Annotated in this window: 18 protein-coding genes; 1 reads left to right on the top strand and 17 read right to left on the bottom strand. The window is 71.3% G+C overall.

All coding sequences use genetic code 11. The features are described from left to right. Window positions 1-115: 115 nt before the first annotated feature. From ACIQ5Y_RS07610 to pyrR, 14 genes are all read right to left on the bottom strand, one after another. Window positions 116-2,215 (bottom strand): primosomal protein N', encoded by a 2,100-nt coding sequence (locus ACIQ5Y_RS07610; protein WP_403876198.1) that lies wholly within the window; start codon window positions 2,213-2,215, stop codon window positions 116-118. Window positions 2,216-2,473: 258 nt separating this feature from the next. After that, the gene (metK, locus tag ACIQ5Y_RS07605; protein WP_384754001.1) at window positions 2,474-3,682 is read right to left on the bottom strand and encodes a methionine adenosyltransferase; all 1,209 of its coding nucleotides are present in this window, start codon (window positions 3,680-3,682) and stop codon (window positions 2,474-2,476) included. A 189-nt stretch (window positions 3,683-3,871) separates the two neighbouring features. Beyond that, entirely contained in the window at window positions 3,872-5,095 is a 1,224-nt protein-coding gene (gene coaBC / locus ACIQ5Y_RS07600; RefSeq protein ID WP_403876195.1) for a bifunctional phosphopantothenoylcysteine decarboxylase/phosphopantothenate--cysteine ligase CoaBC, read from the bottom strand. A gap of 107 nt (window positions 5,096-5,202) precedes the next feature. Next, window positions 5,203-5,475 (bottom strand): DNA-directed RNA polymerase subunit omega, encoded by a 273-nt coding sequence (gene rpoZ / locus ACIQ5Y_RS07595; protein WP_004948662.1) that lies wholly within the window; start codon window positions 5,473-5,475, stop codon window positions 5,203-5,205. Between the two features lie 28 nt (window positions 5,476-5,503). Then, window positions 5,504-6,067 carry a guanylate kinase gene (gene gmk / locus ACIQ5Y_RS07590; RefSeq protein WP_376662360.1) on the bottom strand — a complete coding sequence of 188 codons (564 nt, stop codon included), beginning with the start codon at window positions 6,065-6,067 and terminating at the stop codon, window positions 5,504-5,506. Window positions 6,068-6,128: 61 nt separating this feature from the next. Beyond that, complete coding sequence (locus ACIQ5Y_RS07585; protein WP_030008746.1) at window positions 6,129-6,452, bottom strand: integration host factor; 324 nt, start codon at window positions 6,450-6,452, stop codon at window positions 6,129-6,131. A 474-nt stretch (window positions 6,453-6,926) separates the two neighbouring features. Continuing rightward, a complete protein-coding gene (pyrF, locus tag ACIQ5Y_RS07580; protein ID WP_403876192.1) occupies window positions 6,927-7,772 on the bottom strand; it encodes an orotidine-5'-phosphate decarboxylase in 846 nt (281 codons plus the stop codon). Continuing rightward, complete coding sequence (locus ACIQ5Y_RS07575; protein WP_403876189.1) at window positions 7,769-8,878, bottom strand: quinone-dependent dihydroorotate dehydrogenase; 1,110 nt, start codon at window positions 8,876-8,878, stop codon at window positions 7,769-7,771. Before ACIQ5Y_RS07575 ends, pyrF begins: the two co-directional genes overlap by 4 nt. Before the next feature lie 79 nt (window positions 8,879-8,957). After that, the gene (carB, locus tag ACIQ5Y_RS07570) at window positions 8,958-12,266 is read right to left on the bottom strand and encodes a carbamoyl-phosphate synthase large subunit (RefSeq protein ID WP_403876186.1); all 3,309 of its coding nucleotides are present in this window, start codon (window positions 12,264-12,266) and stop codon (window positions 8,958-8,960) included. Continuing rightward, window positions 12,259-13,401: a glutamine-hydrolyzing carbamoyl-phosphate synthase small subunit gene (carA, locus tag ACIQ5Y_RS07565; RefSeq protein WP_403876183.1), complete on the bottom strand. Its 1,143-nt coding sequence runs from the start codon at window positions 13,399-13,401 to the stop codon at window positions 12,259-12,261. The genes carB and carA overlap by 8 nt, the downstream gene beginning before the upstream one ends. Then, window positions 13,398-13,979: a hypothetical protein gene (locus ACIQ5Y_RS07560; protein ID WP_403876181.1), complete on the bottom strand. Its 582-nt coding sequence runs from the start codon at window positions 13,977-13,979 to the stop codon at window positions 13,398-13,400. Before ACIQ5Y_RS07560 ends, carA begins: the two co-directional genes overlap by 4 nt. Then, window positions 13,976-15,262 (bottom strand): dihydroorotase, encoded by a 1,287-nt coding sequence (locus ACIQ5Y_RS07555; protein ID WP_403876178.1) that lies wholly within the window; start codon window positions 15,260-15,262, stop codon window positions 13,976-13,978. The genes ACIQ5Y_RS07560 and ACIQ5Y_RS07555 overlap by 4 nt, the downstream gene beginning before the upstream one ends. Before the next feature lie 2 nt (window positions 15,263-15,264). Then, on the bottom strand, window positions 15,265-16,254 hold the full coding sequence (locus ACIQ5Y_RS07550) for an aspartate carbamoyltransferase catalytic subunit (protein WP_403876176.1): 990 nt from the start codon (window positions 16,252-16,254) through the stop codon (window positions 15,265-15,267). Window positions 16,255-16,357: 103 nt separating this feature from the next. Continuing rightward, window positions 16,358-16,930 (bottom strand): bifunctional pyr operon transcriptional regulator/uracil phosphoribosyltransferase PyrR, encoded by a 573-nt coding sequence (gene pyrR, locus ACIQ5Y_RS07545; protein ID WP_403876173.1) that lies wholly within the window; start codon window positions 16,928-16,930, stop codon window positions 16,358-16,360. Between the two features lie 280 nt (window positions 16,931-17,210). Here pyrR and bldD point away from each other — a divergent pair, with 280 nt between their 5' ends. After that, window positions 17,211-17,711, top strand: a complete 501-nt coding sequence (gene bldD, locus ACIQ5Y_RS07540; RefSeq protein WP_007263032.1) for a transcriptional regulator BldD — start codon at window positions 17,211-17,213, stop codon at window positions 17,709-17,711. A gap of 188 nt (window positions 17,712-17,899) precedes the next feature. Here bldD and nusB read toward each other — a convergent pair whose 3' ends face one another. The 3 genes from nusB to ACIQ5Y_RS07525 are packed head-to-tail and all read right to left on the bottom strand — an operon-like array spanning window position 17,900 to window position 20,066. Beyond that, window positions 17,900-18,331 (bottom strand): transcription antitermination factor NusB, encoded by a 432-nt coding sequence (gene nusB / locus ACIQ5Y_RS07535; RefSeq protein WP_403876170.1) that lies wholly within the window; start codon window positions 18,329-18,331, stop codon window positions 17,900-17,902. Between the two features lie 2 nt (window positions 18,332-18,333). After that, window positions 18,334-18,900 carry an elongation factor P gene (gene efp, locus ACIQ5Y_RS07530; protein ID WP_365172657.1) on the bottom strand — a complete coding sequence of 189 codons (567 nt, stop codon included), beginning with the start codon at window positions 18,898-18,900 and terminating at the stop codon, window positions 18,334-18,336. 59 nt (window positions 18,901-18,959) lie between these two features. Continuing rightward, a complete protein-coding gene (locus ACIQ5Y_RS07525; protein WP_403876166.1) occupies window positions 18,960-20,066 on the bottom strand; it encodes an aminopeptidase P family protein in 1,107 nt (368 codons plus the stop codon). Window positions 20,067-20,212: the final 146 nt, after the last annotated feature.

The following is a 20,212-nucleotide window of genomic DNA, read 5'->3' as shown; positions in this document are numbered from 1 at the left end:
ACCAGCTCCGCGCAGCGGCGCCCCGCCCCGCACACCGGCCGCCGCACCAGGCACCCGGCAACCGGCAACCGGCAACCGGCAACCGGCACCGGCACCGGCCCCGGGAGCCACCGCGTCAGCCGATGTCCGGCGGATCGATCCGCACCCGCACCGCATCCCCCACGGGAACCCCCCGTGCCATCCGCGCCGCCTGCGCCGCCTTCAACGCCGCCGCGAGCGCCGCGCCACTGCCCGGCGGGACACGGACCAGCGCCCGCTCCCCGGGCGACCGCTCCCCCCGACGCCCCGGCATCGGCACCGGCCCCAGCACCTCCGCGTCCGGCGGCAGCCCCGCCCCGGCCAGGAAGGCCTCCACGGCCTCCCCGCGCCCGGCGACCGCCGCCATCCGCGACACCGGCGGGAACCCGAGCTGCGCCCGCTCCGCGAGCTCCCGCACCGCGTGCCCCACGGGATCCCACCGCACCAGCGCCTGCACCGGCCGCAGCGTCGGCTCGGCGACCACCACGACCTGCCCGTCCCCCCGTACCAGGGAGGCCGCCGCGATCCAGCGCCGCAGCGCGTCCTCCCCGGCCCGCAGGTCGGGCCGGGTCAGCATGGCCCAGCCGTCCAGCAGCAGCGCCGCCGCGTATCCGGCGCCCGCCGCCACCGGCTCGGCCCCCGGGGTGGACACCACCAGCGCGGGTCGGTCCGGCACCTCGTCGAGGACGTGGTCGCGCCCGGAGGTCCGTACGGCGACGGCCGGGAAGGCCCGGCCCAGCTCCTCGGCCGTGCGCCGCGCGCCCACCACCTGGGCCCGCAGCCGGAAGGAGCCGCACTCCTCGCAGTGCCAGGACGGTTCGCCCCGCCCGCACCACCCGCAGTGCAGCTCCCGCTCGTCGGGGGCCTCCAGCGGCCCGGCGCAGACGGTGCAGCGGGCCGGGGTCCGGCACCGCTCGCAGGCGAGCCGGGGCACGTAGCCCCGCCGTGGCACCTGGACCAGTACGGGCCCGGTCTTGAGCCCCTCCCGTACCGTCTCCCACGCCAGGCTCGGCAGTCGCGCGGCCCGGGCCGCCTCGTCGCGGGCCAGCAGTTCGTCGCCCACGGTCCGGATCCGGGGCGCGCGGGCCCGTACCGTCTCCCGGTCGGCGGCCAGCGGGCGGGCCCAGCCGGACTCGACGAGCTGGGCGGCCTCCACCGTGCAGCTCGTACCGCCGACCAGGAAACCGCAGCCGTCGCTGACCGCCCGCAGTTCGAGCACCTCCCGGACGTGCGGGAAGGGGGCGCGGTCGTCGCTGTGGCTGGAGTCCCCGTCGTCCCAGACCGCCACGAGCCCCAGGTCCCTGACGGGGGCGAACATCGCGGCACGGGTACCGACGACGGCCCGTACCGAGCCCCGGCTGACGGCCAGCCACTGGCGGTAGCGCTTCTCGGGACCGGACTCGGCGGTCAGCAGCGCGTGCCGGCCCTCCCCCAGCAGGGCGGTCAGGGCGGCGTCGACCCGTGCGGCGGTCCGGCCGTCGGGGACCACCGCGAGGGCCCCGCGGCCGGAGGCGAGCGTGGCGGCCATGGCCCGGGCGAGCTCGTCGGCCCAGCCGGGGCCGGGGAGCGCGGTCCACACGGCGCGGGGGGCGCCGCCGGTGGCGAGGGCGCGCAGGAACGCGGGACCGGATCCGTAGCTCTGCCAGCCGCCGGGCTCGGGCGCGGCGGGCGGGGGCAGCGGGTCCGGGGAGGGCTTGGACTCGGCCCGGGCGCTGCGCGCGGGCAGCGCGAGCTGGAGTACGTCGGCCAGGCTGCCCGCGTACCGGTCGGCGACGGCCCGGGCGAGCGCGAGCATGCCCGGACCGAGCACCACCTCGGGCGAGACCACGTGGGCGAGGGCGGCCAGGGCCCCGTTGTAGTCGGAGTCGGCGCGGCGCTCGACGATGAACCCGTCGATGAGGCCGCCGCCCTCGCGGCGGCCCCCGTGGACGCGGTGCCCACCGGCCCCGAAACGGACCCGGACGCGGACGCCGGGCTGGGCGGCCTCGGAGAGCTCGGCGGGGACGGCGTAGTCGAACAGCCGGTCGAGGTGGAGCACGCCCTTGTTCACGAGGACCCGGGCAACGGGCAGCTCCTCGGCCTCGGCGGCCCCCCGCCAGGTGCGCGGTTTCGCCTTGGGCGCCTTGGCCTTCGCCTCGGCGACCATCTCCCGGATCAGCGCGAGCTGCTCCGGCGGGGAATCGTTCGAGCTGCTCACACCAGCATTCTTACCAAACCCCGCTGACAGCGGCGGGGGTCGGTGGCGCTCCCGAGATCTTCATCGGCGGCGGTGGGGGTCCTTCAACACGGGGACGACTCACCCGCTCCAGATGTATCCGTCGCCTTCGCACCGGGAGGCCCGCGCGAGCATAGTGCCCGGTGTCGTCCGCCGCACCCGCGTTTCCGCGGGCGGGGCGGGGTACGCGAACGGCCCCGGACCAGGAGGTCCGGGGCCGTTCGTCGTGAGCGGTGCCGCTTACAGACCGGCGGCGGCGCGCAGCGCCTCGACGCGGTCGGTGCGCTCCCAGGTGAAGTCCGGCAGCTCACGGCCGAAGTGGCCGTAGGCGGCGGTCTGGGCGTAGATCGGGCGCAGCAGGTCCAGGTCGCGGATGATCGCGGCCGGGCGCAGGTCGAAGACCTCGCCGATGGCGTCCTCGATCTTCTGGACCTCGACCTTGGCGGTGCCGAAGGTCTCGACGAAGAGACCGACGGGCTCGGCCTTGCCGATGGCGTACGCGACCTGGACCTCGCAGCGCGAGGCGAGGCCGGCGGCGACCACGTTCTTGGCGACCCAGCGCATGGCGTAGGCGGCGGAACGGTCGACCTTCGACGGGTCCTTGCCGGAGAAGGCGCCGCCACCGTGGCGGGCCATGCCGCCGTAGGTGTCGATGATGATCTTGCGGCCGGTGAGGCCGGCGTCGCCCATCGGGCCGCCGATCTCGAAGCGGCCGGTCGGGTTGACCAGCAGGCGGTAGCCCTCGGTGTCGAGCTTGATGCCGTCCTCGATCAGCTGGGCCAGCACGTGCTCGACGACGAACTCGCGGATGTCGGGAGCGAGCAGCGAGTCCAGGTCGATGTCCGAGGCGTGCTGCGAGGAGACGACCACGGTGTCGAGGCGGACGGCCTTGTCGCCGTCGTACTCGATGGTGACCTGGGTCTTGCCGTCGGGACGCAGGTACGGGATGGTCCCGTTCTTGCGGACCTCGGACAGCCGGCGCGAGAGCCGGTGCGCCAGGTGGATCGGGAGCGGCATCAGCTCGGGGGTCTCGTCGCAGGCGTAGCCGAACATCAGGCCCTGGTCGCCGGCGCCCTGCTTGTCGAGCTCGTCCTCGTCACCCTCGACACGCGTCTCGTGGGAGGTGTCGACGCCCTGCGCGATGTCCGGGGACTGCGCGCCGATGGAGACGGACACGCCGCAGGAGGCGCCGTCGAAGCCCTTCTTCGAGGAGTCGTAGCCGATCTCCAGGATCTTCTCGCGGACGAGCTGCGCGATCGGGGCGTACGCCTTCGTCGTCACCTCGCCCGCGATGTGCACGAGACCGGTGGTGATGAGGGTCTCCACCGCGACGCGCGAGGTGGGGTCCTCGGTGAGGAGCGCGTCGAGGATCGTGTCGCTGATCTGGTCAGCGATCTTGTCGGGGTGGCCCTCGGTCACGGACTCCGAGGTGAACAGGCGACGGGACACAACGCTCCCTGGGTTTGCAGCGGCTGCTGTCTGAGTATTTGGCGGAACCACACCAGGGGCTGCGCCCGATCACGTTCCGAAGGCAGTTTATCGGTTGCCACAGTCCCACGGTCCACCCGTCTCGCCTTATGGGAGCCGTGTGAGCTGCGGCACTCCATTCTGACCCAACGGCGGGTCGAGGAGAAGGGATCAGCCGAGGGCGCGCCGGGCCGGAAGTCGGCGGGCGACCTGATCCCAGATGACATCGGCCAGCGCCTCCTTGGGACCGTAGGGGACCTGGAGCTCCGACCCGTCGGAGCCGAGGACGACCGCCTCGTTCTCCTCCGAACCGAAGGTCTTCGCTTCCCCGACCTCATTGACGACGAGAAGATCACATCCCTTGCGCCGGAGCTTGGCGCGCCCGTTGGCGAGGACGTCGTCGGTCTCGGCGGCGAAGCCCACCACGACCTGTCCCTCGCGGGCCCGGTCCGCGGAGACCTCCGCGAGGACGTCGGGGTTGCGTACGAGGGCGACGGGCGCCGGGTCCTGCCCGTCCTTCTTCTTGATCTTGCCGCCGGCGTACTCGGCGGGCCGGAAGTCGGCCACCGCCGCCGCCATCACCACCGCGTCGGCGTCGGCGGCCGCCTTGAGTACCGCTTCCCTCAGCTGGACGGCCGTCCCCACGCGTACGACGTCCACTCCGGCCGGGTCGGCCAGGGCGGTGTTGGCGGCGACCAGGGTGACCCGGGCCCCGCGGGCCACGGCGGTGCGGGCGAGGGCGTACCCCTGCTTGCCGGAGGAGCGGTTGCCGAGGAACCGCACCGGGTCGAGCGGCTCCCGCGTGCCGCCCGCGCTGACGACCACGTGGCGGCCGGCGAGGTCCCGCTCGGCCGCGCCGCCCCGACGCAGGACCTGGCGGCACACCTCGAAGATCTCCTCGGGGTCGGGCAGCCGCCCCTTGCCGGTGTCCTTGCCGGTGAGCCGGCCGACGGCGGGCTCGATGACGAGGGCGCCGCGCCGGCGCAGCGTGGCCACGTTCTCCTGGGTGGCGGGGTGCTCCCACATCTCGGTGTGCATGGCGGGGGCGAAGACCACCGGGCAGCGGGCGGTGAGCAGCGTGTTGGTGAGCAGGTCGTCGGCGAGCCCGTGGGCGGCCTTGGCCAGCATGTCGGCGGTGGCCGGGGCGACGACGACGAGGTCGGCGCCCTGCCCGATCCGTACGTGCGGGACCTCGTGCACGGATTCCCACACCTCGGTGGAGGCCGGGTTGCCCGACAGGGCGGCCCAGGTGGCCTCGCCGACGAAGTTCAGCGACGCCGCCGTGGGCACCACGCGCACGTCGTGCCCGGACTCGGTCAGCCGGCGGAGCAGCTCGCACGCCTTGTACGCGGCGATCCCGCCGCTGACCCCCAGCACGACCTTCGGCTTGTCCACTGCTTCTCCCGTGATCGGTTGCGTCGGTACCCACGACGCAGTCGTACCTATGACACACCACAGGCCCGGCAGCGGTGCTGCCGGGCCTGTGGTGATGTTCTCGTGCCTTACTGGGCCGGGGCCTCGATGGCCTCGGAGGTCAGCAGACCCGCGTTGATCTCGCGCAGTGCGATCGAGAGCGGCTTCTCGTGGACGTGGGTGTCCACCAGCGGGCCGACGTACTCCAGCAGGCCCTCACCGAGCTGCGAGTAGTACGCGTTGATCTGACGCGCGCGCTTGGCCGCGTAGATCACGAGGCTGTACTTCGAGTCCGTGGCCTCGAGCAGCTCGTCGATCGGCGGGTTGATGATGCCCTCGGGCGCGGTGATGGAAGAGGACACGCTCTACCTTCCGAAGATGGATAAAAGATCAGACAACTTCCATCAAGGCTAGCAGCTCACGCGCCACGTCCTCGACGGAGGTGTTGACCAGGGTGGTGTCGAACTCGGACTCGGCAGCCAGTTCGATCTTGGCGGTGTCGAGTCGGCGCTCGATCACCTCGGGCGATTCCGTGCCCCGGCCGGTCAGCCGGCGGACCAACTCGTCCCAGCTCGGCGGGGCCAGGAAGACCAGTTGGGCCTCGGGCATCGACTCGCGGACGAGCCGTGCGCCCTGGAGGTCGATCTCCAGCAGTACCGGCTCGCCGTTGTCCAGGCGTTCCAGCACCGCGCCGCGCGGTGTGCCGTAGCGGTTGCCCGCGAACTCGGCCCACTCCAGCAGCTCGCCGTTGGCGATCAGCTTGTCGAACTCGTCGTCGTTGACGAAGAAGTACTGGACTCCGTGTCGCTCACCGGGCCGCGGCTTGCGGGTGGTGGCCGACACCGAGAGCCAGACCTCGGGGTGGACCTTGCGCATATGCGCGACGACCGTGCTCTTGCCGACCCCCGAAGGGCCGGAGAGCACGGTCAGCCGCGGACGAACCTCTGCTGCCATAGAGCGATTATCCAGGTTCTCGGGACTGCCTGAGAACGCCGGGAGAACTTCAGTCGACGCCTCAGGCGCCGGTGCTGCCGAACTCGCGCTCCAGAGAGGCGATCTGGTTGGAGCCGAGACCTCGGACACGCCGTGACTCGGAGATGCCGAGGCGCTCCATGATCTGCTTCGCGCGGACCTTGCCCACGCCGGGCAGGGACTCCAGCAGGGCGGAGACCTTCATCTTGCCGATGACGTCGTTCTCCTGCCCCGTCTTGATGACCTCCTGGAGGGAGGCGCCGGAGTGCTTGAGTCGATTCTTGACCTCGGCCCGCTCCCGGCGAGCCGCGGCGGCCTTTTCGAGCGCGGCTGCGCGCTGTTCAGGGGTAAGGGGCGGAAGAGCCACGCCTACGTCACCTCGGATGTCGAACTGTCGGATACGGACCAGTGGGTAACCCGAGGGCACCACACCACACGAGCTCCCGAACAGCGGTATTACTCGTTCGCTGCGCGTTCACTCTGCTCGGAGACTAGCGGCCAAGGCCGCCTGAGTCAGCGAGAACGGACGAAAAGTCCTGGTCAGCCTCCACTGAACCGTACATCAAGGACATAACACCCCGGTTTTGTCCGATGAAGGCCGTTCGATTTTCGTCAAGACGTGCGACGCGCCTGGCCGGCGGAGCCGAATCCGCGTTTCCACGAGGTCCGCACCTCCGTGCCGCGGAGCCGCTCCCCGGGCTTTCGGCCCCTCCGGCGTTTGAGGAGCGGGGTCCGGGGCGGAGCCCCGGGATCGTGAGCCGCGCCGGCGATCGCGGCGGGGCCCCGGGGCAGCCCCCGGGGCCCCGCCGTGATGGGTGGCCGTGGCCGTGGCCGCAGGCCGTTACGCCCCGGAGACGGCCTCTCGGATCTCCTCGGCGAAGGCGGCCGCGCTCGCGCGCAGGGCCGCCACGTCCGGTCCGTGCTTCAGCACGCCCCGCGACACGTTCGGCACGACGTTGCGCACGGCCGCGCCGAAGACCTTGGGCAGGTCCGCCGCGGTCGCGCCCTGCGCCCCCAGGCCGGGCGCCAGCAGCGGCCCGTTGATGTCCAGGTCGAAGGAGGACAGGTCGCCCAGCGTGGCGCCCACGACCGCGCCGAAGGAACCCATCGGCTCCGCGCCCGCGTTCTCCGCCGCCAGGTGCGCCAGCATCGTCGCGCCGATCGACCGGCCGTCCTCGCGCACGGCCCGCTGGACCTCGGCCCCCTCCGGGTTCGAGGTCAGGGCCAGGACGAACAGGCCCGCTCCGGACTCCCGCGCGAGTTCCACCGCCGGCCGCAGCGAGCCGTAGCCCAGGTACGGGGAGACCGTCAGCGCGTCGGAGAAGAGCGGCGAGGCCGGGTCCAGGAAGGCGGAGGCGTAGGCGGCCATGGTCGAGCCGATGTCGCCGCGCTTGGCGTCCATGACGACCAGCGTGCCGGCCGCGCGGGCGTCGGCCACGGTCCGCTCCAGCACCGCGACGCCCCGCGAGCCGAACCGCTCGAAGAAGGCCGCCTGCGGCTTGAAGACCGCCACCGAGTCCGCCAGCGCCTCGACGACCGTGCGGGAGAAGCGCTCCAGGCCCGCGATGTCGTCCGACAGGCCCCACTGCTCCAGCAGCGCGGCGTGCGGGTCGATGCCCACGCACAGCGGCCCGCGGGTGTCCATCGCCTCGCGGAGGCGGGTGCCGAACGGGGTCACAGGGCTCACTTCGCGGCCTTTCGGGTCTCCGCGCCCACCGCTTCGGCGAGCGTCGCGTACGGGCTGGTGGCCAGGCGCGCGGCCAGGCCCTTGTGGATGGCGCGGGCGTAGAAGGGGCCCTCGTAGATGAATGCGCTGTAGCCCTGGATCAGGGTGGCGCCCGCCAGGATCCGCTGCCAGGCGTCCTCGGCGTTCTCGATGCCCCCGACGCCCACCAGCACGATCCGGTCGCCCACGCGGGCGTACAGGCGCCTCAGGACCTCCAGGGAGCGTTCCTTGACGGGGGCGCCGGACAGGCCGCCGGTCTCCTTCACCAGGGACGGCGAGGACTTCAGCCCGAGGCCCTCGCGGGCGATCGTGGTGTTCGTGGCGATGATGCCGTCGAGGCCCAGTTCCAGGGCGAGGTCGGCGACGGCGTCGACGTCCTCGTCCGCGAGGTCCGGGGCGATCTTCACCAGCAGCGGGACCCGGCGGTCCGTGACGACCCGGTCGGCGGCTTCCCGTACGGCGGTCAGCAGCGGGCGCAGCGACTCGGTGGCCTGGAGGTTGCGCAGGCCGGGCGTGTTGGGCGAGGAGACGTTCACGACGAGGTAGTCGGCGTGGCGCGCCAGGCGCTCGGTGGAGGTGACGTAGTCGCCGACGGCCTCTTCCTCGGGGACGACCTTGGTCTTGCCGATGTTGACGCCGACCACGGTCTTGAAGACGGGGTTGCGGGCCGCCAGGCGCTCCGCGACGGCCGCCGAGCCCTCGTTGTTGAAGCCCATCCGGTTGATCAGCGCGCGGTCCGGCACGAGCCGGAAGAGGCGCTTCTTCGGGTTGCCGGGCTGGGCCTGGGCGGTGACGGTGCCGATCTCGATGTGGTCGAAGCCGAGCATCGACATGCCGTCGATGGCGACGGCGTTCTTGTCGAAGCCGGCCGCGAGGCCGAAGGGGCCGTGCATCCGCAGGCCGAGGGCCTCGGTGCGCAGTTCCTTGTAGCGGGGCGCGAGCGCGGCCGCGACGAAGGTGCGCAGCACCGGGGTGCGGGCCGCGAGGCGGATCCAGCGGAAGGCCATGTAGTGGGCCTGCTCGGGGTCCATCCGCTTGAAGACGAGGTTGAAGAACAGTTTGTACATCGTCCGAAATATCCCTTTCGCGCTCATGAAAGGGGGGACACCGGTCGCTGTCGCCGGTGCCCCCCTTTCGTACGGGCTGTTAGTCGCGGGCCGCGGTCAGGTGCTCCGCGTGCTCCTGGAGGGAGCGGACGCCCACGTCACCGTGGTTGAGCGCGTCGATGCCCTGGACGGCCGCGGCGAGCGCCTGGACCGTGGTCAGGCACGGGACGCTGCGCGCCACGGCCGCCGTGCGGATCTCGTAGCCGTCGAGGCGGCCGCCGGTGCCGTACGGGGTGTTGACGATCAGGTCGACCTGGCCGTCGTGGATGAGCTGGACGATGGTCTTCTCGCCGTTCGGGCCCTCGCCCTCGCTGAGCTTGCGCACCACGGTGGCGTTGATGCCGTTGCGGCGCAGCACCTCGGCGGTGCCGGAGGTGGCGAGCAGCTCGAAGCCGTGGGCGACGAGCTCGCGCGCCGGGAAGATCATCGAGCGCTTGTCGCGGTTGGCGACCGAGATGAACGCGCGGCCCTTGGTGGGCAGCGGGCCGTAGGCGCCGGCCTGGGACTTGGCGTAGGCGGTGCCGAAGACGGCGTCGATGCCCATGACCTCGCCGGTGGAGCGCATCTCCGGGCCGAGGACGGTGTCCACGCCGCGGCCGTGGATGTCGCGGAAGCGCGACCACGGCATGACGGCCTCCTTGACGGAGATCGGCGCGTCGATCGGCAGGGTGCCGCCGTCGCCGGTCTTCGGCAGCAGGCCTTCGGCGCGCAGCTCGGCGATGGTGGTGCCGAGCGAGATGCGGGCGGCGGCCTTCGCGAGCGGGACGGCGGTCGCCTTCGAGGTGAAGGGGACGGTCCGGGAGGCGCGCGGGTTGGCCTCCAGGACGTAGAGGATGTCACCCGCCATCGCGAACTGGATGTTGATCAGGCCGCGGACGCCGACGCCCTTGGCGATGGCCTCGGTGGAGGCGCGCAGGCGCTTGATGTCGTAGCCGCCGAGGGTGATCGGGGGCAGGGCGCAGGCCGAGTCGCCGGAGTGGATGCCGGCTTCCTCGATGTGCTCCATGACGCCGCCGAGGTAGAGCTCGTGGCCGTCGTAGAGGGCGTCGACGTCGATCTCGATGGCGTCGTCGAGGAAGCGGTCGACCAGGACCGGCCGGGTGGGGCTGATCTCGGTGGACTCGGCGATGTACGACTCCAGGCGGGTCTCGTCGTAGACGATCTCCATGCCGCGGCCGCCGAGCACGTAGGACGGGCGGACGAGGACCGGGTAACCGATCTCGTCGGCGATCGCCTTGGCGCCCGCGAAGGTGGTGGCGGTGCCGTGCTTGGGGGCGGGCAGGCCGGCGTCGGCGAGGACCTGGCCGAAGGCGCCGCGGTCCTCGGCGGCGTGGATGGCCTCCGGGGAGGTGCCGACGACGGGGACGCCGTTGTCCTTGAGTGCCTGGGCGAGACCCAGCGGGGTCTGGCCGCCGAGCTGTACGACGACGCCCGCGATCGGGCCCGCGAGGGACTCGGCGTGGACGATCTCCAGCACGTCCTCGAGCGTGAGCGGCTCGAAGTACAGGCGGTCGGAGGTGTCGTAGTCGGTGGAGACGGTCTCCGGGTTGCAGTTGACCATCACGGTCTCGTAGCCCGCGTCGCTGAGCGCGAACGAGGCGTGGACGCAGGAGTAGTCGAACTCGATGCCCTGGCCGATGCGGTTCGGGCCGGAGCCCAGGATGATCACCGCGGGCTTCTCGCGCGGGGCGACCTCGGACTCCTCGTCGTAGGACGAGTAGAAGTACGGGGTCTTCGCGGCGAACTCGGCGGCGCAGGTGTCGACCGTCTTGTAGACCGGGCGGATGCCCAGCGCGTGGCGGACCTCGCGGACTACGTCCTCGCGCAGGCCGCGGATCTCCGCGATCTGGGCGTCGGAGAAGCCGTGGCGCTTGGCTTCGGCGAGCAGCTCGGGGTAGAGCTTCTCGGCGCCGGCCAGCTCGTCGGCGATCTCCTTGATCAGGAAGAGCTGGTCGACGAACCAGGGGTCGATCTTCGTGGACTCGAAGACCTCTTCCTGGGTGGCGCCGGCGCGGATGGCCTGCATGACGGTGTTGATGCGGCCGTCGGTCGGGCGGACCGCGGTGGCCAGGAGCTCCGCCTTGTCGCCGACCGGGCCGACGAAGGTGAACTGCGAGCCCTTCTTCTCCAGGGAGCGCAGGGCCTTCTGGAGGGCTTCGGTGAAGTTGCGGCCGATGGCCATGGCCTCGCCCACCGACTTCATGGTGGTGGTGAGGGTGGCGTCGGCGACCGGGAACTTCTCGAAGGCGAAGCGCGGGGCCTTGACGACGACGTAGTCGAGGGTCGGCTCGAAGGAGGCCGGCGTCTTCTCGGTGATGTCGTTGGGGACCTCGTCGAGCGTGTAGCCGATGGCCAGCTTGGCGGCGATCTTGGCGATCGGGAAGCCGGTGGCCTTCGACGCGAGCGCCGAGGAGCGGGAGACGCGCGGGTTCATCTCGATGACGATGACGCGGCCGTCGACCGGGTCGATCGCGAACTGGATGTTGCAGCCGCCGGTGTCGACGCCGACCTCGCGGATGATCGCGATGCCGATGTCGCGCAGGCGCTGGTACTCGCGGTCGGTGAGCGTCATCGCCGGGGCGACGGTGATCGAGTCACCGGTGTGGACGCCCATCGGGTCGAAGTTCTCGATGGAGCAGACGACGACCACGTTGTCCTTGGTGTCGCGCATCAGCTCCAGCTCGTACTCCTTCCAGCCGAGGATGGACTCCTCCAGGAGCACCTCGGTGGTCGGGGAGAGCGTCAGGCCCTGGCCGGCGATGCGGCGCAGCTCCTCCTCGTCGTGCGCGAAGCCGGAGCCGGCGCCGCCCATGGTGAAGGAGGGGCGCACGACGACGGGGTAGCCGCCGAGGGTGTCGACGCCCGCGATGACGTCGTCCATCGAGTGGCAGATGACGGACCGGGCGGACTCGCCGTAGCCGATCTTCTCCTTGACGGCCTCGACGACGCCCTTGAAGAGGTCGCGGTCCTCGCCCTTGTTGATGGCCTCGACGTTGGCGCCGATGAGCTCGACGCCGTACTTCTCCAGCACACCCTGCTCGTGCATGGAGATCGCGGTGTTGAGCGCGGTCTGGCCGCCGAGGGTCGGGAGCAGCGCGTCGGGGCGCTCCTTCGCGATGATCTTCTCGACGAACTCCGGGGTGATCGGCTCGACGTACGTGGCGTCGGCGATCTCCGGGTCGGTCATGATCGTCGCCGGGTTGGAGTTCACCAGGATGACGCGCAGGCCCTCGGCCTTGAGGACGCGGCAGGCCTGGGTGCCGGAGTAGTCGAACTCGGCGGCCTGGCCGATGACGATCGGGCCGGAGCCGATGACCAGGACGGACTGGATATCGGTGCGCTTAGGCACGATCGGCCTCCATCAGGGAAACGAAGCGGTCGAAGAGGTACGCGGCGTCGTGCGGGCCTGCGGCAGCCTCGGGGTGGTACTGGACGCTGAAGGCCGGCTGGTCGAGCAGCTGGAGGCCCTCGACGACCTGGTCGTTCAGGCAGACGTGGGAGACCTCGGCGCGGCCGTAGGGGGTCTCGGAGACCTTGTCGAGGGGCGCGTCGACGGCGAAGCCGTGGTTGTGCGCGGTGACCTCGACCTTGCCCGTGGTGCGGTCCTGCACCGGCTGGTTGATGCCGCGGTGGCCGTACTTCAGCTTGTAGGTGCCGAAGCCGAGCGCGCGGCCCAGGATCTGGTTGCCGAAGCAGATGCCGAAGAGCGGGGTCTTGCGCTCCAGGACGCCCTGCATGACGGCGACGGGGCCGTCGGCGGTGGCCGGGTCGCCCGGGCCGTTGGAGAAGAACACGCCGTCCGGGTTGACCGCGTACACGTCCTCGACGGTGGCGGTGGCGGGCAGCACGTGCACCTCGATGCCGCGCTCGGCCATCCGGTGCGGGGTCATGCCCTTGATGCCCAGGTCGACGGCGGCCACGGTGAACTTCTTCTCACCGATGGCGGGGACCACGTAGGTCTCCTTGGTGGCGACCTCGGCGGAGAGGTTCGCGCCCTTCATCTCGGGGGCCTGGCGGACCTTCGCGAGGAGCGTGCCGTCGTCGGCGACGGCGTTGCCGGAGAAGATGCCGACGCGCATGGCGCCGCGCTCGCGCAGGTGGCGGGTGAGCGCCCGGGTGTCGACGCCGCAGATGCCGACGACGCCCTGGTGGACGAGCTCCTCGTCCAGCGAGCGCTGGGAGCGCCAGTTGGAGGGGATGCGCGCGGGGTCGCGCACGACGTAACCGGACACCCAGATGCGGGAGGACTCGGGGTCCTCGTCGTTGACGCCGGTGTTGCCCACGTGCGGGGCGGTCATCACGACGACCTGCCGGTGGTACGACGGGTCGGTGAGGGTCTCCTGGTAGCCGGTCATGCCGGTGGAGAACACGGCCTCACCGAAGGTCTCCCCGTGGGCGCCGTAGGCGCGGCCGCGGAAGATCCGACCGTCCTCCAGGACGAGTACGGCGGGAGTTTTGTCTGCTCCCCTGGTGGAGGTCGTCATCGTTCGGCGCCTTCCGTCGTGATGGATTGGTTCATGTGATTGATGGCTTCGACCCAGGCGGCGTGTTCGGCCGCGCGGTCGGAGCGGAATCCCGAGTCGATCAGCTTGTCGCCGTGCGCCCATGTGACGACGAGCAGTCCGCCCTCGGTGAGTACCTTGCCCGCGATTCCCTTGTCGAGGCGGGCGCCGCGCAGCTGCGCGGCCGGTACGAAGAAGTCGTTGGCACCCGGTCGGACCACGTCGAGGCCCGCGTCGGTGAGCGTGAGCTCCACCCGGCTGCGGAGGCCCAGGCCGTGGGCGACGATCCGGTCGAGCCACTGTCCGGCGGTGGTGGACCCGTGGTACCGGCCGGTCAGGGCCAGCCGGTGCTCGGGGAGACCGTCGGGGGCGGCGGGGAGCTCCGGCAGGTCGTTCTGCAGGGCTCCTCGCCATTTCCAGCCTTGCCGCATCAGCCAGTAGACGAACGCGACGAAGACGGCCAGGCCGACGACCCACGCCATGCGGGCGCCGAAGCTGGTCACCTCCGCCGACTGCCGTTCGGCGGCCTCGGCGGCCAGTTGGATTACTGCAGGTGTCACGCCAGCGTCCCGTCCACGACCGTTGCCCGGCCCCGCAGGAAGGTGTGAGTGACGCGACCCGGCAGCTCACGGCCCTCGTAAGGCGTGTTGCGGCTGCGGGAGGCGAAGTGTGCGGGGTCCACGACACCACGGTACGAGGTATCGACCAAGGTCAGGTTCGCGGGTTCACCTGCCGAGACGGGACGGCCGTGGTTCTCCAGGCCGCCGATGCGCGCCGGGGCGAAGGACATGCGCTCGGCGACGCCCGCCCAGTCGAGCAGTCCGGTCTCCACCATCGTCTGCTGGACGACGGAGAGCGCGGTCTCCAGGCCCACCATGCCCATGGCGGCGGCGGCCCACTCGCAGTCCTTGTCCTCGTGCGGGTGCGGGGCGTGGTCGGTGGCGACGATGTCGATCGTGCCGTCGGCGAGCGCCTCGCGCAGGGCCAGCACGTCCTTCTCGGTGCGCAGCGGCGGGTTGACCTTGTAGACCGCGTTGTACGAGCGCACGAGCTCGTCGGTGAGGAGCAGGTGGTGCGGGGTGACCTCGGCGGTCACGTCGATGCCGCGGGACTTGGCCCAGCGGACGATCTCGACGGAGCCGGCGGTGGAGAGGTGGCAGATGTGGACGCGGGAGCCGACGTGCTCGGCGAGCAGGACGTCGCGGGCGATGATCGACTCCTCGGCGACGGCCGGCCAGCCGCCCAGACCCAGCTCGGCGGAGACGACGCCCTCGTTCATCTGGGCGCCCTCGGTGAGGCGGGGCTCCTGGGCGTGCTGGGCGACGACGCCGCCGAAGGCCTTCACGTACTCCAGGGCGCGGCGCATGATCACGGCGTCGTCCACGCACTTGCCGTCGTCGGAGAAGACGGTGACGCGGGCGGCGGAGTCGTGCATGGCGCCGAGCTCGGAGAGCTGCTTGCCCTCCAGGCCGACGGTGACGGCGCCGATGGGCTGCACGTCGCAGTAGCCGGACTCCTTGCCCAGCCGCCAGACCTGCTCGACGACGCCGGCGGTGTCGGCGACCGGGAAGGTGTTCGCCATGGCGAAGACGGCGGTGTAGCCGCCGCTCGCGGCGGCGCGGGTGCCGGTCAGGACGGTCTCGGAGTCCTCGCGGCCGGGCTCGCGCAGGTGGGTGTGCAGGTCGACGAGACCGGGGAGGAGGACCTGGCCCTCGGCCTCGATGACGGTCGCGCCCTCGGCGGACAGCCCGGTGCCGACCTCTGCGATGGTCTCGCCGTCGATCAGGACGTCCTGCGCCTCGCCACCGAGTACCTTCGCGCCACGGATCAGGATCTTGCTCATCTTTACTTGCTCTCCTCGATGCGGGGCGTGCTGGTGGTGGTGACGGCGGGCTCGGAGCCTCCGAGCAGCAGGTACAGGACGGCCATCCGGGTGGACACGCCGTTGGCGACCTGCTCGACGGCCGTGCAGCGGTCGGAGTCGGCGACCTCGGCGGTGATCTCCATGCCGCGGTTCATCGGGCCGGGGTGCATCACGATCGCGTGCTCGGGCATCTTCGCCATGCGGTCGCCGTCGAGCCCGTACCGGCGGGAGTACTCGCGCTCGGTCGGGAAGAAGGCGGCGTTCATGCGTTCGCGCTGCACACGCAGCATCATCACAGCGTCGGACTTCGGCAGCACGTCGTCGAGGTTGTACGAGACCTCGCAGGGCCAGCTCTCGACGCCGATCGGGACCAGGGTCGGCGGGGCCACGACGGTGACCTCGGCGCCGAGGGTGTGCAGCAGCTGCACGTTGGAGCGGGCCACCCGGCTGTGCAGGACGTCGCCGACGATGGTGATCCGGCGGCCGTTCAGGTCCTTGCCGAGCCCGGCGTCGCGGCCGACCAGGCGGCGACGCATGGTGAAGGCGTCCAGCAGGGCCTGGGTGGGGTGCTCGTGGGTGCCGTCGCCGGCGTTGATCACGGCGGAGTCGATCCAGCCGGAGGTCGCGAGCCGGTAGGGCGCGCCGGAGGCGTGGTGGCGGATGACCACCGCGTCGGCGCCCATGGCCTCCAGGGTCAGCGCGGTGTCCTTGAGGGATTCGCCCTTGGAAACCGAGGAACCCTTGGCGGAGAAGTTGATGACGTCGGCGGACAGCCGCTTGGCGGCGGCCTCGAACGAGATCCGGGTGCGGGTCGAGTCCTCGAAGAAGAGGTTGACGACGGTCAGGCCGCGGAGGGTGGGCAGCTTCTTTATCGGCCGGTCCGCGACGCGTGCCATCTCCTCGGCGGTGTCGAGGATCAGGACGGCGTCGTCGCGCGTGAGATCGGCGGCCGAGATGAGATGGCGCTTCATCTGGATGGCTCCGTAGGTCAGGAGGGCAGGCTGGGGTTCGAGCAGGGCAGGCTGCGGCCGCGGGCCCGGGCCGGAGCCGGGCTCGTCCGTCCGCTCGTACGGGCTAGTGCCCGGCTGCCTGGGCGGTCCGCTGGCCGAGCAGCACGGCGTCACGGCCGTCCTCCTCCTGGAGCTGGACCTTGACGATCTCCCGCAGCGACGTGGGGAGGTTCTTGCCGACGTAGTCGGCACGGATCGGAAGTTCGCGGTGACCGCGGTCGACGAGGACGGCCAGCTGCACGGCGCGGGGGCGGCCGAGGTCGCCGAGGGCGTCGAGGGCGGCGCGGATGGTGCGGCCGGAGAAGAGCACGTCGTCGACCAGGACGACGAGGCGTCCGTCGATGTCGTCGCCGGGGATCTCGGTGCGACCGATCGCGCGGGCGGGCTTCATCCGCAGGTCGTCGCGGTACATGGTGATGTCGAGGGAGCCGACCGGGATCTTCGCGCCGGTGATCTCTTCGAGCTTGGCGGCCAGCCGGCGGGCGAGGAAGACACCGCGGGTGGGGATGCCGAGGAGCACCACGTCGCCGGCGCCCTTGGCGCGTTCGACGATCTCGTGGGCGATGCGGGTCAGGACCCGGGCGATGTCCTGCGCCTCCAGCACGGGGCGCATGACGTCAGCGTTCTGAGCGTCCATGAAAAGGACCTCCTTCTCCGCCTCACGGGACGGACCTTAAAGGACGTCTGATGTACGTCTCACACGGTACCAGGGGCGCGGCGGTGAACGGGCACCGGGCTGGTGCGCGGGGGCGCGCACGGGGCTCCTGGGGCTCCTCTTAAGGGGGCGATGCAGACCATTCGGCTTGACGCACCCAAGTAACGCTGCGTAACCTCACAGTGAGTTACCAACCGCGCGGCGGAGCCGCACGTGGTCGCGTTGTCCATATCGTCACAGCGTCACAGCGTCCGGGAGCGTTATGTCCAGCGAATACGCCAAACAGCTCGGGGCCAAGCTCCGCGCCATCCGCACCCAGCAGGGCCTCTCCCTCCATGGTGTCGAGGAGAAGTCGCAGGGCCGGTGGAAGGCCGTGGTGGTCGGGTCCTACGAGCGCGGGGACCGCGCCGTGACCGTCCAGCGCCTCGCCGAGCTGGCGGACTTCTACGGGGTTCCGGTGCAGGAACTGCTGCCCGGCACCACTCCCGGCGGGGCCGCCGAGCCGCCGCCGAAGCTGCGTCTGGACCTGGAGCGCCTGGCGGGCGTGCCCGCCGAGAAGGCCGGCCCGCTCCAGCGTTACGCGGCCACGATCCAGAGCCAGCGCGGCGACTACAACGGCAAGGTGCTGTCGATCCGCCAGGACGACCTGCGCACGCTGGCCGTCATCTACGACCAGTCCCCCTCGGTCCTGACCGAGCAGCTGATCAGCTGGGGCGTCCTGGACGCGGATGCCCGTCGTGCGGTGGCCCACGAGGACATCTAGTCCGGGCAGACCCAGAAGAAACGTTTACCGGCGGGTGCCGGGAGTCCGAGAGGCTCCCGGCACCCGCCGTTTCGCGTCCGGGCGGCCATGAGCACGGTCCTGGAGCGGTGAAGCACCGAAGCGAAAAGCGGAGGGGCCGCAGCTTTCGCTGCGGCCCCTCCGCTCGATCCGAATGGACCCGCAGGAGGCTATTCGCCTCGGCGCAGGCTCGGCTTCAGGTCCTTGAAGCGGGCCAGCAGCCCGTTGACGAACGCGGGGGAATCGTCCGTCGAGAATTCCTTGGCCAGCTGGACGGCCTCGTCGATGGCCACGGCGTCCGGGGTGTCGTCCACCCAGATCAGCTCGTAGGCACCGAGCCGCAGGATGTTCCGGTCCGCGACCGGCATGCGGTCGAGCTCCCAGTCCACGGCATAGGTGACGATCAGGTCGTCGATGCGGTTCACCTTGTCGGCGTAACCCTCGACGAGATCCATCGTGAAGGCGCTGACCGGCGGCTGCCGGTCGTCCGACCGCGCGTGGCGGATCCAGTCCGCGAGGACCTCGCGCACGGGCACCCCGCGCTGGTCGGCCTCGAACAGGATCTGGAAAGCGCGCTTGCGCGCGTTGCTCCGGGCAGCCACGGTTAGCTGTTCACCCGGCCGAGGTAGGAGCTGTTGCGGGTGTCGACCTTGATCTTCTCGCCGGTGGTGACGAAGAGCGGGACCTGGATCTCGTGACCGGTCTCCAGCGTCGCCGGCTTGGTGCCACCGGTGGAGCGGTCGCCCTGGACGCCCGGGTCGGTGTGCTGGATGGTCAGCTCGACGGCGGCCGGGAGCTCGACGTAGAGCACCTCGCCCTCGTGCTGGGCCACGGAGGCGGTGAAGCCCTCGATGAGGAAGTTGGCGGCGTCGCCGACGGCCTTCTTGTCGACCATCAGCTGGTCGTAGGTGTCCATGTCCATGAAGACGAAGTAGTCGCCGTCCATGTACGAGAACTGCATGTCGCGGCGGTCGATGGTGGCCGTCTCGACCTTCGTGCCGGCGTTGAACGTCTTGTCGACGACCTTGCCGGAGAGCACGTGCTTGAGCTTGGTGCGCACGAAGGCCGGGCCCTTGCCGGGCTTGACGTGCTGGAACTCGACGACGGACCAGAGCTGGTCACCGTCGAGCTTGAGCACCATGCCGTTCTTGAGGTCGTTCGTGGAAGCCACGGTTGCGGAATCTCCTGCACTGGAAGACCAGGGAGGCGCGCACTACCCGGCGGTGCGGGCTAGAGCGCGAGCAGCTCCTTGGTCGTAATGGTGAGTAGCTCGGGACCGCCGTCCGCCTCGGGGCGTACGACGAGCGTGTCATCGATCCGGACACCTCCCCGGCCCGGGAGGTGAACCCCCGGTTCGACGGTGACCGGCACGCAAGCGTCCAGTTTACCCATTGCCGTAGGTGCAAGCTGCGGGTCCTCGTCGATTTCGAGGCCGACACCGTGTCCGGTCCACGGAGCGAGGGCTTCCCCGTGGCCGGCGGAGTCCAGTACGGAGCGCGCCGCGTGATCCACGTCCCGGTACGCGGCACCGGGGAGCAGGGCCTCCCGTCCGGCCCGCTGGGCCCTGAAGACGAGGTCGTACAGCTCGATCTGCCAGTCGGCGGGGGTGGTGCCGATCACGAAGGTACGGCCGATCTCGCACCGGTAGCCGCGGTAGTTGGCGCCGAGGCAGACGGAGAGGAAGTCGCCCTCCTCGACCCTGCGGTCGGAGGGACGGTGCCGGGAGCGGCCGGAGTGCGGGCCGGTGCCCACCGAGGTCGGGAAGGCGGGGCCGTCGGCGCCGTGGTCGACGAGGCGTCGCTCCAGTTCCAGGGCGAGGTGGCGTTCGGTGCGGCCGACCAGGATGGACTCCAGCAGCTCCCCGAGGGCCTGGTCGGCGATCTCGGCGGCGATCCGCAGGCAGGTGATCTCCTCCTCGTCCTTGACGAGGCGCTGCTGCTCCACGGCCGTCCCGAGGTCGGCGAGGCGCAGCCGGGGCGCCACGGAGCGCAGGGCGCGGTGGCGGCCGACGGTGAGGTGGTGCTCCTCCACCGCGAGGGATTCGGCGCGCACGGCCGCCGCCATGTCCGCGGCGGCGACGGCCGGGTCCCCGCCGGGGCCCGTCAGGACGGAGACCCGCAGGCCCTCGTCGACGCGGCCCTCGTCGACCTCACCCGTGGGCGGGGCGGCGCAGAACAGCACGTCCTCGACCGGCCCGACGAGCAGCACGGCGCCCTGCGGGGACGCCCCGGAGAGGTAGCGGACGTTGGCCGGACGCGTGATCAGCGCGGCGGCGTTCCCCGCGGCGGCGCAGCGGTCACGGAGCAGGCCGCGGCGTGCGGCGTACACGTCTGACATGTCTTCGAGCCTACGAGCGCCCGGCGCATCCGGCCTGGTGAGCGCGTCCGTCCGCGCCGGTGCGCTGCCGCCGGGCTCCCCGTTCGTGCCGTGCGGCGCCGCTGCGGGGGCTCCGCCCCCGAGCCCCCGCGCCTCAAACGCCGGCG

The sequence above is a fragment of the Streptomyces sp. NPDC096339 genome (assembly GCF_044762985.1).
Classification (GTDB): Bacteria; Actinomycetota; Actinomycetes; order Streptomycetales; family Streptomycetaceae; genus Streptomyces.
This window is presented reverse-complemented; position numbering and strand designations above follow the sequence as displayed.